Here is a 14,041-nt window from a genome sequence, read left to right on the forward strand (position 1 = left end):
CGTCGTCGTGTCCCGCAGGGGACCGTCGGAGGAGGCGTCGCCTAGTCCGGTCGATGGCGCCCGCCTGCTAAGCGGGTTGAGGGTGATCCCCTCTCGCGGGTTCAAATCCCGCCGCCTCCGCAGTTGAGTTCGAGCCGCTCAGGGCCTGGTCCCGAGCGGCTCGTTCGTTTCCGGGCGGGTTGCCCTAGCCGCCGGTGGCCAGCCGGCCGGCCTCGGCGAGGCGTTCGACCGAGCGCGGCGTCATCGGTTCGAGCACCGCGATCAGGTGGTCGACGCCGAGCGCCTCGTAGTCCTTGATGACCCTCGCCACATCCTCGACGCTGCCGGTCAGGGCGTTCGGCTCCGCATCCGGGCCGGCCGGCTGGTCCGGGTCGCGGACGACGATCCCGACCGTCCGGGCGATCGCGTCGTCGGGCCGGCCACTGCGGCTCACCGCCGATCCGAGGTCGCGCAACCGGCTCTGGACGCGCTCGTCGACCGCGCCGAACCAGGCGGTGTTCCAGGCGTCGGCCCACTGCGCCGTCAGGTCCAGCATCCGCGGTTGCCGGCTCGCGACCAGCAGCGGGATCCGCCGAGCGGGTGGCGGCAGCAGGGCGGCGTCCCGGACCTGGTGGTACTTCCCCTCGAACGTCACCGTCTCACCGCGGACCAGCCGCGCGACGATCTCCAGCCACTCGGCGAACCGGCCGACCCGGTGATCGGTCGGCAGCCCGAACGCCTCGTACTCCGGGTCGTGCCAGCCCGCGCCGACCCCGAGGACGAGCCGGCCGTCGGACACCAGGTCCGCCGCCGCCGCCATCTTCGCGACCAGCCCGGGATCCCGGAACGTCGCGCACAGCACCATCGTGCCGAGCTCGACCCGGTCCGTCACCGCGGCGACCGCGCTGAGCAGGGTCCACGCCTCGTGCGTCCCGTACCGCGCGCCGTCCGGTGCCTGGTAGAGGAAGTGGTCCGCCAGCCAGACCGAGTCGAGTCCCGTACTCTCCGCCGTCCGCGCGAACGTACGGATGTCGGCCCAGCTCGGGGGAGCCCCGGCCACGCCGTCGCTGTCGCCGACCGGAAGCATCACGCCAACCTTCATTGAACCAACATAAAGCTGTGCACCACGGGTGATCGCGCGCCACGTGGGTACGTTGTGGAATGGCCCGAGGTGATCCGCCCACAAGGCACAGGGTCACCGGGTGAGGAGCGGGTGAAGGTTTGCGCTTGGTCCCCTCGCGAAAGGGTGTGATTGGCGATGACGGACTCCCTCGTCCGGCCGCCTGGAAACGACCCCCGTCCGATTCTGCAGGCCCCGTTGCCGGCCCATGTGCTGGCCGTGGTCGGCCGGCACCGCCGCCCGGCGTGGCTGATCGGCCGCCTGCACACTGCCGAAGGCTTGCTCGCCCTCGTGCAGTACACCGACGACGACGGGCACGAATGCACCGTCCGGGTACCGATCGACCAGATCAGTCTCTGAGCGTCAGGACACCCACGGCCCGACCCCGCCGAGGCGGTCGACCGTGATGTGTGTGACGAATCCGGGTGGGTAGTCGTCGCCCGGGAGGAACTCCGCGTCCGGCCCGAGGTAGGTGTGGGCCAGCTCGCGCAGGAGTTCGACGGCGCCGCCCTCGGTGATCCGCGCGGTCCCGGTCACCACCAGGTACTCGACCAGGCCGAACTCGTTGCGGTGCGTGGTCTCCAGCGACAGCGCGACCCGGCCGTCGCGGCGGATGTTCCTGACCTTGCGGTGTTCGGGGACGTGGCCGGCGACGATCTCGTCGCCGTCCAGCCCGACCCAGACCACCGAGACCTGCGGGCTGCCGTCCGGGTTGATCGTGACCAGGTGCGCCAGCGCGTTCGACGTGAGCACCGCCCGCGCGCTCTCCGGGATTTCCACCATGCTTCCAAGCTACGGCTGCACGCGGCCGCCGGAAGCGAGAAGCTGGTGCTGATCGACCCGATGCCGGAACCACGGCAGAGGTGGGGAGGTGAGCGGCGATGCGCAGGCCGTACCACGACCGGACCGCCGCGGGACGAGCGCTCGCGGAGCACGTGGCCAAGGTGGTCGACGACGATGACGTCCTGGTCCTCGGACTGGCCCGAGGTGGCGTACCGGTCGCCGCTCCGGTCGCGGCCGCGCTGGGCGGGCAGCTCGACGTCCTGATCGTGCGCAAGCTGGGTCTGCCGGGGCAGCCCGAGTTGGCGATGGGCGCGATCGCGGGGCCCGGGACGGAGGTCCAGGTGATCCGGAACGAGTCGGTGCTCGCCCGGGTCTCCGAGTCCGCGTTCGAGGAGGTCCGCCATCGTGAGGAGGCCGAGCTCCGGCTCCGCGAGACCCGGTACCGCGAGGGCCGTGCCGCGGCGCCGATCCAGGGCCGGACCGTGGTGCTCGTGGACGACGGACTCGCGACCGGTTCGACGATGCGGGCCGCGATCCAGGCCGTCCGCCGGGAACGACCGGCGCGCGTGGTGGTCGCGGTACCGGTCGGTGGTGCCCGTACTTGCCGGCGGCTGGCCGCGGAGGTGGACGACGTCGTCTGCGCGTGGATCCCGGACCACTTCTCGGCCGTCGGGCAGGCGTACCGCGACTTCGCCCCGGTCCCCGGCGACGCGGTCCGCGCGATCCTCGCCGCGCACCACGGCAGTACGGCCTGATCGCCGGTCCGGACAGGGCGAGGCGCCTCGGCCCGCCAGGACCGAGGCGCCTCTTCTCCTACCCCCGACCGTCAGCCCAGTCGAGCCTTCAAGTGGTCGAGTTCGACCTTCAGCGAGGTGGGCACCTTGTCGCCGAGCTTGGCGAACCACTCCTCGATCAACGGGATCTCGGCCTTCCACTCCTCGGCGTCCACGTGCAGCGCGACCTGCAGCGCCTCCGGGGTCAGGTCCAGCCCGCTGACGTCCAGCGACTCCGGGGTCGGCACCCGGCCGATCGGCGTCTCGACCGCGGCCGCCTCCCCCTCGAGCCGGTCGATCACCCACTTGAGCACCCGGCTGTTCTCGGAGAAGCCCGGCCAGACGAACTTGCCGGCCTCGTCCTTGCGGAACCAGTTCACGTAGAAGATCTTCGGCAGCTTGGCCGCGTCGTTGTCCTTGCCGACCGTGATCCAGTGGTTCAGGTAGTCGCCCGCGTTGTAGCCGATGAACGGCAGCATCGCCATCGGGTCGCGCCGGACCACGCCGACCTCGCCGACCGCGGCGGCCGTCGTCTCCGAGGACAGCGTCGCGCCCATGAACACGCCGTGCTCCCAGTCCCGCGCCTCGGTGACCAGCGGCACCGTGGTGGCCCGGCGGCCGCCGAACAGGATCGCCGAGATCGGCACGCCGTTCGGGTCCTCGTACTCGTCGGCGATGATCGGGCACTGCTTGATCGGAGTGCAGAACCGGCTGTTCGGGTGGCTGGAGAGCTCGCCCGAGTCCGGCGTCCAGTCCCGGCCCTTCCAGTCCGTCAGGTGGTCCGGCGGGGTCTCGGAGTACCCCTCCCACCAGACGTCGCCGTCGTCGGTCAGGGCGACGTTGGTGAAGACCGAGTTGCCCTTCTCGATCGTGCGCATCGCGTTCGGGTTCGTCTTCCAGCCGGTGCCCGGGGCGACGCCGAACAGGCCGAACTCCGGGTTCACCGCGTACAGCCGGCCGTCCGCGCCGAACCGCATCCAGGCGATGTCGTCGCCGAGCGTCTCGACCTCCCACCCCTCCAGGGTCGGGTCGAGCATCGCCAGGTTGGTCTTGCCGCACGCGCTCGGGAACGCGGCCGCGACGTAGTGCACCTTCTTCGCCGGCGAGATCAGCTTCAGGATCAGCATGTGCTCGGCCAGCCAGCCCTCGTCCCGGGCCATCGCGCTGGCGATCCGCAGCGAGTAGCACTTCTTGCCGAGCAGCGAGTTGCCGCCGTAGCCTGAGCCGTACGACCAGATCGCCCGCTCCTCGGGGAACTGGACGATGTACTTCTCCTCGTTGCACGGCCACGGCACGTCCGCCTGGCCCGGCTGTAGCGGGGCGCCCACCGAGTGCAGACACGGCACGTACGGAGCGTCGGTGGCCATCTTGGTGAGCACCTCGGCGCCGGTGCGGGCCATGATCCGCATCGAGGCGACGACGTACGCCGAATCGGTGATCTCGACCCCGAACATCGGCTTCTCGGCGGTCAGCGGACCCATGCAGAACGGCACCACGTACATCGTCCGGCCGCGCATCGAGCCGCGGTACAGCTCGGTCATCAGCGCCTTCATCTGGCCCGGGTCCATCCAGTTGTTGGTCGGACCGGCGTCGGCCTCGTCGACCGAGCAGATGAACGTGCGCTGTTCCACCCGGGCGACGTCGGACGGGTCGGTCCGGGCCCAGAAGGAGTTCGGCTTCTTCTCGTCGTTCAGCCGGACCAGGGTGCCGGCGGCGATCAGCTCGTCGGTCAGCCGGGCGTACTCGGCGTCGGAGCCGTCGACCCAGTGGATCCGGTCGGGCTGGGTCAGGGCAGCGACTTCGGCGACCCAGGCCAGCAAGCCTGCGTGCTCAGTCGGGGCGGCGCTCAGGTCGGCGGCGGGACTCTCGACGCTGAGGGCGTCCCCGGGATGGGCGGTTTCTTGGGCAGGGCTGGCGGTGGTCGTCATCGGCGGCTCTTTCCCTCTCGCGATCGGTCCCGGCGCCGGCGCCCCTCGGCGTTGAGGGGTACGACACCGGCCGCCGGGGTCTCCGACGGTTCGATCTAGCTCTGGCTGGCGGTGTGTGCATCGCAGACCAGTGTGTCCAGTGGACGTATACCAGTGTGCAAGTGGTACTAACGATAAGCGACCGTATGGGGTGCTGAGAACCGGTTCCGCGTGAGGCGGGTCACAGATTTTGTCCGACAATCGCTTTCCCACGAAAAGACCGGCCACGCGCGGTGATCGCGCGGGCCGGTCTGCGGTCCGAAGAGCTGTTTTCCGGTACTTCGTCCGGTGGTGACGTCCGGTGGTCGAGTCACGACGGCCGGGGTCGGAGTGCTTGTGGTCCGGCGGCCGTCGGAGCGGTCGGTCAGGGGGTCTGGCGCCAGATGTCGTTGACGATCCGCTGGACGGCCTGCTCCTCGCCGGGCAGCCCGGTCGCGGCGACCCCGACGAGCCACCACTGTCCGTTGCGGGCGAACGCGTGCGTCATCGTCAGCGCGTACGGCGGTCCCTGCTGCCGGGTGAACCAGGTCCGCCCGTCCTTGGCGTCCGTCGGCCGCGGCGCCTTGTACTCCTTGGTCCACGCCTGGTCGAACCCGGCCCGGTCCGCGAGGCAGCCGGCCAGGTCGCGGCACGGGTGCACCGCGATCCGGACGTCGAGACGCGCGTTCCGGGGGTCCGAGTTCGTCACCCGGCGGTAGATGATCGAGGACGACTCGGCCGCGATCCGCTCGTCGGCGATCGGCGGCGCTGGGAACCCGAAGTTGAACGGCAATCCGAGATCATCGACCACCTGGATGTCCGCGCCCTTCTCGTACGAGACCCCGGTGAGCCCCTCGAACCCGACCGCCGGCGGGACGTACGTGATCCCGGACGGTTTCGGGATCCCGGGCAGCAGGATCGGCGTCGGCAACGGGCTCGGACTGACCGCGACCGGCGGCGCACTCTGCGGAGCCTGCCCGTCGTCCTTCACCGCCGCCCCGATCGCCGCCCCGGCCGAGAACGTGACACTGAAGACCACCAAGACAGCAGCAACGGCAGCCACATACATCCAAGGCCGCTTCCGCTCCCCGTCTTCATCCGTCGCGTCGCCCCCATCAGCCCCGTCGGCGCCCAGGCTGCCACCGCTCGCGCCGGTCGCGAGATCGGTCTCCGGGCCGGTCGCGGGCGCATGGGTTTGGGTGGGATCGGCTAGGGGTTGTGCGTCTTGGGCGGTGGCCTGGACGGCTTCGGCGGGGATGGGGGCGGCGCCGTACTGGGCGAGCTGGGCGCGGACGGCGTCGACGGAGGCCGTGTCGTTGCCGATCAACCCGTCGAGCGGATCGATCAACCGCTCGGCGCCGGACTCGCCCGGTACCAGCTGGGTGATCGCGTACGGCCGGACCGCCGTCAGGTTGGCCGCCCAGAGTGGGGTCTGCTGCCGGCCGGGCTCGAGCGCGGCGACCCGGCTGGCCTGGTCGAGCCGCTCGCGCACCACGGGATCGGCCGCGCCCGCCTCGCTCAGTACGAGGGCGACGACCTCCATCCCGGTGAACGACCGGCCGCGCCAGATCTCCGCGAGCGGGTGGTCCAGCAGCCGCTGGTCGAACCGGTACCCGTTGATCTCCGGGGTGCTGGTCACTTCGCCTCCCAGATCGCGCGGTCCGCGATTACGAGTGCGGCCTGCTCGGCCTTCTCCTTGGTGACCGGGTGGGCCGAGTACTCGACCCGGACGACGAGGTCGTCGCGGACCACGGCCACCGAGATCGACCAGTCCTGGCCACCGGTCCGGCCGGAGCGGTCGACCTTCGTCGGGTACGGGCGGTCCTTCAACGCCTGCCCGGTCTCCCGGTCGAACGCCTGCCGCGCGATCGTGTCCGGGCGCAGCGGCGGCTGGTTCGCCCCGCCCTGCTTGCCGGCGTGCGGCGTGACGTAGATGTCGAGCGTGCCGGACGTGTACGTGGTCTGCTGCGACGCCGCGACCTCGGCATGGCAGTGCACCTCGGTACTCCCGGTCTGCACCAGCGCGGCCGGGGTCGTGGCCTTGGGCAACAAGGCGGAGATGTCACCGATCCGCTCGCACAGGTCCCCGGGCAGCTTCCGCGCCACCGCGATCTCGTCGGGGCTCACCGGCTTCCCGGCCGCGAACCCGAATCCCACCCCGGCGACCGCGGCAACACCGCAGGCGATCGCAGTACCCCGAACCACTCGACGCGCCACCCCCGTGACCTTAGCCATGGCTGGGTTCTCCCTGACCACTCAACGTTCGCTGCCTCGGCATGCGGTCTTAGACGTGGAACCGGATCGCACCGGTTCCACCGAGTTCCGGACTAATTGCACTGAGTTCCGCTGCGTCGGTGTTCTCAGCCGAGGAGGGTCTTGACCGAGCCGCCGGACTCGGACAACTTGCCGCCGAGGCCGGCCAGCGCCTCGCCGACCGACGCGAGGATCCCGGACAGGTCCTGCAGGTTCCCGGCCAGGCTCTCGATCTCGGTCGCGACCCCGCCGATCTGCCCGCTCCCGTCGTTCAGCCGCTTCGCCGCCGCGTCCCCGATGCCGGGGATCTTGTCCAGCTCACCGGCCAGCCCGGCCAGCATCCCGGCGGCGTCCTTCAACCGGTCCTTGGCCGCGTTCATCGTGTCCGCGCTCCCGCTCAGCGCCCGCCGGGCCCCGCCCTCGCCGTCGTCCCCGACCAACGCGGAAGCCGCCTTCGCCGCCTGATCCCCGGCCTCGGCCAACCCACCACCGATCGTCTTCAGCAACTCGGGCAACCGCCCGATGAACCCGACCGCGTCGTCCGGCAGCCCACGCACCAGCTTGAGCACCTTCTCGAAGTCGTCCGAGTTCTCCACCACGAACCCGACAGCCTTCGACACGTCCCCCATGTCCCGCCCACCGAGCAGGGCCCCGATATCCATGCCCGGAATCTAGCCCCAGACCCTCCCGCCGACCCCCGACCAGATCCCCGCGAGTCGCCCTCGGGCAGCCGATTAACACCCCCAGCCCGTCTCCATGTATCGTTACTCGACGTTGTCCAGCGCTCGTAGCTCAACGGATAGAGCATCTGACTACGGATCAGAAGGTTGGGGGTTCGAATCCCTCCGAGCGCGCAGATCGAAGGCCCAGGCAGAGACTCTCTGACCTGGGCTTTTTTCTGTCCAGAGGCCCGAACAAGGAGGTCGGCCGGCATGCCTCGGCCCGCGTCGGGACTCAGCCGACGAACGCGATCGCGTTGCCGTCCGGGTCGCGCACGATGAAGTCGGTGCCGCCCCACGCTTGTTTGGTCAGCTTCTGCACGATCTCGGCGTCGGCGGCCAGATACTCCCGGTAGATCTCGCGGACGTTCGGCGTATCGACGAACGCCATGATGAGCCCTTCTCGTTCTGCGGCACCGGCCGCGAACACCGGCTCGTGGACGAACTTCAGGTGCAAGGTCGCGCCGCCGCGCGACACCGACCCGTAGAACGGCGGGTTGCCGTGCAAGAAGTCGATCCGGAAGCCGAGCTGGTCCCGATAGAACGTGGCGGAGGCCTCGACGTCGGCGACGTACAGCACCGGTTTGGCGCTCGCGGCCGCCGTGTTCCGAGTCTCCGGCTGCTCGTCGGTGGGCGGGGCCGCTTCCGTGCTCGCCTTGAGTTCGGCCCAGCTGGCGCAGCCCGCTTCGAGGGCGATGATCACTTGGGCTTCGGTGAGGGGAAACTTCAGCGCGAGTGCTTCGCGGTCGGACAGCGTGCGATAGCGCGCGAGCTGTCGGATGCGACCACCGATCGAGAAGTTTCCTTCGCGGTGCCAGCGAACGAGCAGTTTCGCCTGCTTCTTGTAGGTTTCGAGCTTGGGCATGGCGCTCCCTCTTCGGTCCTGAAGTAGGTGGGCCTTGCCCTTTCGGCTGCTGTGCCGCTGCGCCCTACGACCGGGGTTGAACCCGCGCCTGCGACGTTGAGATTAGCACGGCGAGCTGGCCGCCCGGCGGCGCAACCGACACGCTCGCCACCAGCGGAAGACCGGATCCGTCAGGTGGATGACCTGGTCTTTTCCACCAGGGCCGTGTGTACGGGTAGGTGAGCGAGGGGCGGCATCTCGTCGAGGCCGAACCATCCGATGTCGTCGTGTTCCTCGGGGGCGACGTTCGCCGGTGTTCCCTGCCAGTCACGGACGAGCCAGGCGCTGAGGAGTACCGGCTCTTCGGCAGGTCTTGCGGTCAGCCGACACAGGTGAGAGGCCGAGTCCGTCGCGATCTCTACGCCGAGTTCCTCGTGCAGTTCCCGCGTGAGTGCGCCCAGTTCTGACTCGCCGGTCTCGATGATTCCCCCGGGCAGGTCCCACACGTTGGGATACGCGCGCTTGTTCGGGCTCCGATGGACGAGGAGAACTCGATCCCTGCGAACCAGCGCGCCAAGAACGACCTTGTGCATTCGTGCAGTAGAGCATGGACATCCGACAGGCTCGAGCCTGATCAACCTCCCAGGACATCAAAGCTGGAGCCGGTCCTGGTCGGCTCGCAGTTCGTCGACCAGCTTCTCGATGTGGGCACGGATCTCGTCGCGGACCTGGCGGACGACCTCGATCGGTTGGCCGGCCGGGTCGGTGAGCTTCCAGTCTTCGTAGCGCTTGCCGGGGAAGAAGGGACAGGCGTCGCCGCATCCCATGGTGATGACGACGTCACTGGCCTGCACGTCCGCGGGCGACAGCAGCCGTGGTGTGTTCGCGGTGATGTCGATGCCGACCTCTCGCATGGCTTCGACGGCGACGGGGTTGATCCGGCCTCCGGGTTCGGAGCCTGCCGACAGTACGTCGACGTCGTCACCGGCCAGGGACCGGAGCCATCCGGCGGCCATCTGGGAGCGTCCGGCGTTGTGGACGCAGACGAACAGGACGGTGGGCTTGCTCACGAGGACGCTCCTGCGCTGGTTTCGGTGCTCAATGTGCCGAGGTGGTCTCCGGTACGGCCAGGAGGCCGGCGATCCACTGCAGCCGCTCGGGCACCGGCCAGTAGTAGACCCAGGTGCCGCGCCGCTCGCAGTCGACCAGGCCAGCCTCCCGCAGCACCTTCAGATGATGCGAGATCGTCGGCCCGCTCACGTCGAACTGAGGCGTCAGATCACAGACGCAGACCTCGTCACCGGCCGAGGTGATGATCGAGAACAACCGAAGCCGGATCGGATCGGCGAGCGCCTTGAACACGACCGCGCCCTCGGCGGCCCCCGCTGGGTCGAGGGCGGTGTCAGAGATCGGCGCGCAGCAGCCCGCGCCCGGGACGGGCGTCAACACGATCTCCTGTTTTGACATGTGTCTATCTTGACTGTTGTCGAATCACGAGGCAAGCTGACTGTTGTTTCGATGATCTTCAAGATAGGGAGTTGGCATCGTGAGCGAGCAGACAGGGGCGCCGGTCGTCGTCATCGGTGCGGGGCCGGTCGGTCTTGCGGCCGCCGCGCACCTCGCGGAGCGTGGCGTGGAGTTCACCGTCCTGGAGTCCGGTCCGAGTGTCGCGGCGGCGATCGAGGAATGGCGGCACGTGAAGCTGTTCAGCCCGTGGCGCTACGACATCGACTCCGCGGCTCGCCGACTGCTCGAACGCTCCGGCTGGACCGAACCCGACCTGGGCAAGCTCCCGACCGGCGGCGACCTCATCGACTCCTACCTCGCGCCGCTGACGAAGACGCCGGAGCTGGACGGCCGGATCCGCTACGACGCGCCCGTGGTCGCCGTGACGCGGGTCGGCTTCGACCGTATCCGCACCACCGGCCGCGAGGCCGCGCCCTTCCTGATCCGGCTCGCTGACGGGACCGAGCTGCTGGCGTCGGCCGTCATCGACGCGGCCGGTACCTGGCGTGAGCCGAACGTCCTCGGCGGTTCGGGCATCCCGGCCCGCGGCGAGGTCGAGACCGTCGAAGGCGTTGCGCACGCGCTGCCCGACGTCCTCGGCGCCGACCGGGATCGCTACGCGGGGCGTCGTACGGCGGTCGTCGGCGCGGGGCACTCGGCCGCGACGACGCTGCTCGACCTTGGTCAGCTCGCCAAGGAGGTACCGGGGACCGAGGTTGTGTGGGTTGTGCGAGGCACCGACCAGGCGCGCACGTACGGCGGTGGCGAGGCTGACGAACTGCCCGCCCGGGGTGCACTCGGCTCCCGGCTCAAGAAGCTCGTACAGTCCGGCCGTGTCGAGCTGGTCAGCTCGTTCCGGATCGAGGCCATCGCGCGCGCCGCGGACAGCCGGGTGCGGCTCGTGTCCGGCGAGCGGGAGGTGGTCGCGGATACCGTCGTCAACTCAACCGGCTTCCGGCCCGATCACGGCATGGTGTCCGAGCTGCGCCTGGACCTGGACCCGATCCTGGGCTCCACTCGCGCGCTGGCACCGCTGATCGACCCGAACAAGCACTCGTGCGGCACGGTTCCGCCGCACGGCGTCGACGAGCTGGCGCATCCCGAGCCCGGGTACTACGCGGTGGGCGCCAAGTCCTACGGTCGTGCGCCGACGTTCCTGCTCGCGACCGGCTACGAGCAGGCCAGGTCTGTCGTCGCCGCATTGGCCGGGGACTGGGAAGCCGCACGGGACGTCCAGCTCGATCTCCCGGAGACCGGTGTGTGTTCGTCCAACCTCGCTTATGGAGACACCGCCGACACGGCCGGCGGTTGCTGCGGCCCGGGCCCCCAGGCGGTTGAGGTCTCCGCACCGGCAGGCCGCGGACTGGCCACCGGTATCAGCGGCGGACTGCTGACCGTCGTCGAGGACAAGTCTTCCGGCTGCTGCGGCTGATGCCTTTGGCAACCTCCGCGACCGGCCGCGTCACCACCGGTCGCGGAGGTGTCCGTCGAGACGTCGTCGCGGCGCTCGCGATCACCACGACGGTCAGCTACGGCACGCTGTACTACGCCTTCAGCGCCCTGCTCGAGCCCATCCGGACCGAGCTCGGCGTCTCCGCGACACTCGCGACCGGAGCGCTCACGGCAGCGTCGCTGATCAGCGCCGTCCTCGGCATCCCGGTCGGACGCTGGCTCGACCGCCGCGGCGGTCACGCGCTGATGACGGTCGGTGCGATCATCGCCGCGGGATCGGTCTTGGCATGGTCGCGGGTGCAGTCGCCGGGTCAGCTGTACGGCGTGTTCGTCGTCCTCGGCGTCGCGTCGGCGATGGTGCTGTATCCGTCGGCCTTCGCGGTCGTCGTCGCCGTCACCGCACCGGAACACCGGACAACAGCTCTGCTCAGCGTGACGCTGGTCGCCGGTTTCGCCAGCTCGATCTTCATCCCGCTCACCGGCCACCTCATCCACGCCTACGGCTGGCGGCAAACCCTCGTCGTACTCGCGGCCGTGCTCGCCGTCGTCACCATCCCGCTGCACGCCCTCGTACTGCGCTCGACCGCGCCGGCACCAGCACGGTCACAGGTACACCGCAACGCAGGTCGACCCAGCCGGGTGCTGCGCGATGCCGGCTTCTGGATGCTCGCGGTCGCGTTCGTTCTGCACAGCTCGGCCCTGGCCGTCATCGGCGTCCACCTCGTCACGTACCTGACCCGGCTCGGCCACAGCCCGACAACCGCCGCAACCCTGACCGGCCTCCTCGGTCTCCTGTCAGTCACCGGCCGCGTCACTGTCACGATCCTGCGCCGATGGTTGCCCATGACCTCGATCACCGCAGGCATCGTTCTTCTGCAAGGCGCGGCTCTGGCGCTCCTACCCGCCGCCGGCCACAGCATCGCCGGAGCTGCAGGCTGCCTGATCGCCTTCGGCCTAGGTTTCGGAGTCGCCTCGCTGGCGAAACCCGCCATCATCCTCGACCGGTACGGCGATCGCGGATACGCCACCATCGCCGGAATCCTCGGCACCCCAACCACCATCGCCGCCGCCGTGGCAACCGCCCACGGCTACACACTCCTCATCCTCACTGCGGCTTCCGCCTGCGCCCTGGCGGCTGCGGCTCTCACCACGACCCGCTACCTCCCGACCCCTGCCACACCAGCGCCGGCCAAGCTCGGAAGCCCGTAGGATCTGGTCGGTGGGTTGGGAAGTGCTCGGGCAGTGGGGTGAGGACGTCGTTCGTGTCGAACGGCTCGCCGGCGGTGTCGCCAATGACGTGTGGAGCTTGGGCGTCAATGGACAGTTGGCGGTTGGTCGGCTCGGCTCCAGGAGCGATGCCGACCTCGCGTGGGAGACCGAGCTCCTCCAACACCTCGACCGTGAAGGTCTGACCGTTCCGGTACCTATCCCGACCGCGGACGGCCGGCTGTTCGCCGATGGCCTCGTGGTGATGACGTACGTGGAGGGTGGGCCACCCGAGACGCAGGACGACTGGCGGCGGGTGGCCGGTACGTTGCGCGAGCTGCATCGGTTGACGCAGGGCTGGCCGCAGCGTCCGGGCTGGCGATCGTCGACCGATCTGCTGCACGCCGAGACCGGGACAAAGGTCGACCTCGGCGCGATGCCGCCCGAGGGTGTTGTCCGATGCCGTGCAGCGTGGGCGCGGCTCACCGGACGTGAGACCTCCGTCGTCCATGGCGATCCCAACCCCGGCAACGTCCGCATGTCTGCGGATCACGTTGCGCTCATCGACTGGGACGAGGCGCATGTCGACGTGCCCGACCTCGACCTGGTGTTGCCGGACAACGCCGCCGGACTTGAGGATCGCGCGTACGACGTCGCCGTTCAAGCGTCGGCTGCCTGGGAAGCCGCCGTGTGCTGGGACGACGAGTACTCGGTCAAGCGTCTCGCCGAAGTTCGAGCTGTCTGAGGTCGGGAAACCCGTTGTCACCTTGGGGATTTCCACAGAAGACTGCGCGAGGAGGTGATGAGGATGACCGAAGTCGTACTCGATCTGGCCGTGAGAGATCTGACCGACGCGGACCTGGCCGCGTGTGGCTTCGCCGGCAGTGACCTGCATCTGAAGCAGGTAGCCAGGCAACTCGACCGAGCACGTGACGGGGAGGTCGACTATCTCGCCGTCTGCACCAAGACCGACCTGCCCGTTGCGATCGGCGGTGTCGACTACGTGCCGCATCCCGGTGCGGGTTCGCTGTGGCAGTTGGCCGTGCACCCGGCCTTGCAGTCCTGCGGGATCGGGACGGTACTCATCGGGGCTGCTGAGCAACGGATCCTGGCCCGCGGCCTGGACCGCGCCGAGATCTCGGTCGAACTGAGCAACCCCCGAGCCCAGGCCCTGTACGAGCGCCTGGGCTACGTCGCGTACGGCGAGCAACTCGAAGCCTGGGACCAGCAGAATCCCGATGGCTCGATCACCCGCTACGAGACCACCTGCGCCCAGCTACGCAAGGAGCTGAGAGGCGGCCATTGAAGGTCTGCGAATGCCCTGCGACTGGGAGCGGTCAGTCGCAAGGGCGCCCGGGTCAGGCCTTCAGCGTTCCCAGGCCCGCGCACTGGTCCCCGTAGTCGGTGCAAACGCCGACGTAGACCGGTGTGCCGTCGGGGATGCTGAGTTGGGACTGCCC

At 69.4% G+C, this 14,041-nt stretch carries 16 protein-coding genes and 2 tRNA genes; 8 read left to right on the forward strand and 10 right to left on the reverse strand.

Translation table 11 applies throughout. The features are described 5' to 3' along the window. The first annotated feature begins 30 nt into the window (after positions 1–30). Positions 31–120, forward strand: a tRNA-Ser gene (locus FB561_RS09600). Between the two features lie 64 nt (positions 121–184). Here the strand turns inward: FB561_RS09600 and FB561_RS09605 are convergent. Next, positions 185–1,081, reverse strand: a complete 897-nt coding sequence (locus FB561_RS09605) for an LLM class flavin-dependent oxidoreductase (protein ID WP_145805156.1) — start codon at positions 1,079–1,081, stop codon at positions 185–187. A gap of 156 nt (positions 1,082–1,237) precedes the next feature. On the opposite strand from FB561_RS09605, the gene FB561_RS09610 reads away from it, so the two are divergent. Next, a complete protein-coding gene (locus tag FB561_RS09610; protein WP_145805158.1) occupies positions 1,238–1,459 on the forward strand; it encodes a hypothetical protein in 222 nt (73 codons plus the stop codon). A gap of 3 nt (positions 1,460–1,462) precedes the next feature. Here FB561_RS09610 and FB561_RS09615 read toward each other — a convergent pair whose 3' ends face one another. Next, positions 1,463–1,882 (reverse strand): PPOX class F420-dependent oxidoreductase, encoded by a 420-nt coding sequence (locus FB561_RS09615; protein WP_238334743.1) that lies wholly within the window; start codon positions 1,880–1,882, stop codon positions 1,463–1,465. 98 nt (positions 1,883–1,980) lie between these two features. Here FB561_RS09615 and FB561_RS09620 point away from each other — a divergent pair, with 98 nt between their 5' ends. Then, on the forward strand, positions 1,981–2,637 hold the full coding sequence (locus tag FB561_RS09620; RefSeq protein ID WP_145805160.1) for a phosphoribosyltransferase: 657 nt from the start codon (positions 1,981–1,983) through the stop codon (positions 2,635–2,637). 71 nt (positions 2,638–2,708) lie between these two features. Here FB561_RS09620 and FB561_RS09625 read toward each other — a convergent pair whose 3' ends face one another. The 4 genes from FB561_RS09625 to FB561_RS09640 form a co-directional block, all read right to left on the reverse strand. Further along, on the reverse strand, positions 2,709–4,583 hold the full coding sequence (locus FB561_RS09625) for a phosphoenolpyruvate carboxykinase (GTP) (protein WP_202880579.1): 1,875 nt from the start codon (positions 4,581–4,583) through the stop codon (positions 2,709–2,711). A gap of 403 nt (positions 4,584–4,986) precedes the next feature. Next, entirely contained in the window at positions 4,987–6,240 is a 1,254-nt protein-coding gene (locus tag FB561_RS09630) for a hypothetical protein (RefSeq protein ID WP_145805162.1), read from the reverse strand. Next, positions 6,237–6,836: a hypothetical protein gene (locus FB561_RS09635; protein WP_145805164.1), complete on the reverse strand. Its 600-nt coding sequence runs from the start codon at positions 6,834–6,836 to the stop codon at positions 6,237–6,239. The genes FB561_RS09630 and FB561_RS09635 overlap by 4 nt, the downstream gene beginning before the upstream one ends. A 125-nt stretch (positions 6,837–6,961) precedes the next feature. Beyond that, entirely contained in the window at positions 6,962–7,516 is a 555-nt protein-coding gene (locus tag FB561_RS09640) for a hypothetical protein (RefSeq protein WP_145805166.1), read from the reverse strand. A gap of 119 nt (positions 7,517–7,635) precedes the next feature. Here FB561_RS09640 and FB561_RS09645 point away from each other — a divergent pair. Next, positions 7,636–7,708 (forward strand) — tRNA-Arg (locus FB561_RS09645). 100 nt (positions 7,709–7,808) lie between these two features. Here FB561_RS09645 and FB561_RS09650 read toward each other — a convergent pair. The 4 genes from FB561_RS09650 to FB561_RS09665 all read right to left on the reverse strand — a co-directional run bounded on the left by FB561_RS09650 (position 7,809) and on the right by FB561_RS09665 (position 9,884). Then, positions 7,809–8,438 carry a VOC family protein gene (locus FB561_RS09650; protein ID WP_145805168.1) on the reverse strand — a complete coding sequence of 210 codons (630 nt, stop codon included), beginning with the start codon at positions 8,436–8,438 and terminating at the stop codon, positions 7,809–7,811. A 170-nt stretch (positions 8,439–8,608) separates the two neighbouring features. Next, entirely contained in the window at positions 8,609–9,010 is a 402-nt protein-coding gene (locus FB561_RS09655) for an NUDIX domain-containing protein (protein ID WP_145805170.1), read from the reverse strand. A 57-nt stretch (positions 9,011–9,067) separates the two neighbouring features. Further along, positions 9,068–9,487 (reverse strand): arsenate reductase ArsC, encoded by a 420-nt coding sequence (locus FB561_RS09660; protein ID WP_145805172.1) that lies wholly within the window; start codon positions 9,485–9,487, stop codon positions 9,068–9,070. Positions 9,488–9,515: 28 nt separating this feature from the next. Continuing rightward, positions 9,516–9,884 (reverse strand): ArsR/SmtB family transcription factor, encoded by a 369-nt coding sequence (locus FB561_RS09665; RefSeq protein ID WP_145805174.1) that lies wholly within the window; start codon positions 9,882–9,884, stop codon positions 9,516–9,518. A 79-nt stretch (positions 9,885–9,963) separates the two neighbouring features. On the opposite strand from FB561_RS09665, the gene FB561_RS09670 reads away from it, so the two are divergent. From FB561_RS09670 to FB561_RS09685, 4 genes are all read left to right on the forward strand, one after another. After that, positions 9,964–11,355, forward strand: coding sequence for an FAD-dependent oxidoreductase (locus FB561_RS09670; protein WP_145805176.1), 1,392 nt, complete (start codon positions 9,964–9,966; stop codon positions 11,353–11,355). Continuing rightward, the gene (locus FB561_RS09675; protein ID WP_145805179.1) at positions 11,355–12,584 is read left to right on the forward strand and encodes an MFS transporter; all 1,230 of its coding nucleotides are present in this window, start codon (positions 11,355–11,357) and stop codon (positions 12,582–12,584) included. The genes FB561_RS09670 and FB561_RS09675 overlap by 1 nt, the downstream gene beginning before the upstream one ends. A gap of 10 nt (positions 12,585–12,594) precedes the next feature. After that, the gene (locus tag FB561_RS09680; RefSeq protein WP_145805180.1) at positions 12,595–13,326 is read left to right on the forward strand and encodes a phosphotransferase enzyme family protein; all 732 of its coding nucleotides are present in this window, start codon (positions 12,595–12,597) and stop codon (positions 13,324–13,326) included. A 63-nt stretch (positions 13,327–13,389) separates the two neighbouring features. Then, entirely contained in the window at positions 13,390–13,887 is a 498-nt protein-coding gene (locus FB561_RS09685) for a GNAT family N-acetyltransferase (RefSeq protein WP_145805182.1), read from the forward strand. Positions 13,888–14,041 lie beyond the last annotated feature (154 nt).

It is taken from the genome of Kribbella amoyensis (genome assembly GCF_007828865.1).
In the GTDB taxonomy this organism is placed as follows: Bacteria; Actinomycetota; Actinomycetes; order Propionibacteriales; family Kribbellaceae; genus Kribbella; species Kribbella amoyensis.

Bases quoted from the DNA above. Each gene is read 5' to 3' on its own strand.
- FB561_RS09605 (WP_145805156.1), bottom strand. From the start codon at position 1,081: ATGAAGGTTGGCGTGATGCTTCCGGTCGGCGACAGCGACGGCGTGGCC.
- FB561_RS09610 (WP_145805158.1), top strand. From the start codon at position 1,238: ATGACGGACTCCCTCGTCCGGCCGCCTGGAAACGACCCCCGTCCGATT.
- FB561_RS09615 (WP_238334743.1), bottom strand. From the start codon at position 1,882: ATGGTGGAAATCCCGGAGAGCGCGCGGGCGGTGCTCACGTCGAACGCG.
- FB561_RS09620 (WP_145805160.1), top strand. From the start codon at position 1,981: ATGCGCAGGCCGTACCACGACCGGACCGCCGCGGGACGAGCGCTCGCG.
- FB561_RS09625 (WP_202880579.1), bottom strand. From the start codon at position 4,583: ATGACGACCACCGCCAGCCCTGCCCAAGAAACCGCCCATCCCGGGGAC.
- FB561_RS09635 (WP_145805164.1), bottom strand. From the start codon at position 6,836: ATGGCTAAGGTCACGGGGGTGGCGCGTCGAGTGGTTCGGGGTACTGCG.
- FB561_RS09640 (WP_145805166.1), bottom strand. From the start codon at position 7,516: ATGGATATCGGGGCCCTGCTCGGTGGGCGGGACATGGGGGACGTGTCG.
- FB561_RS09650 (WP_145805168.1), bottom strand. From the start codon at position 8,438: ATGCCCAAGCTCGAAACCTACAAGAAGCAGGCGAAACTGCTCGTTCGC.
- FB561_RS09655 (WP_145805170.1), bottom strand. From the start codon at position 9,010: ATGCACAAGGTCGTTCTTGGCGCGCTGGTTCGCAGGGATCGAGTTCTC.
- FB561_RS09665 (WP_145805174.1), bottom strand. From the start codon at position 9,884: ATGTCAAAACAGGAGATCGTGTTGACGCCCGTCCCGGGCGCGGGCTGC.
- FB561_RS09675 (WP_145805179.1), top strand. From the start codon at position 11,355: ATGCCTTTGGCAACCTCCGCGACCGGCCGCGTCACCACCGGTCGCGGA.
- FB561_RS09685 (WP_145805182.1), top strand. From the start codon at position 13,390: ATGACCGAAGTCGTACTCGATCTGGCCGTGAGAGATCTGACCGACGCG.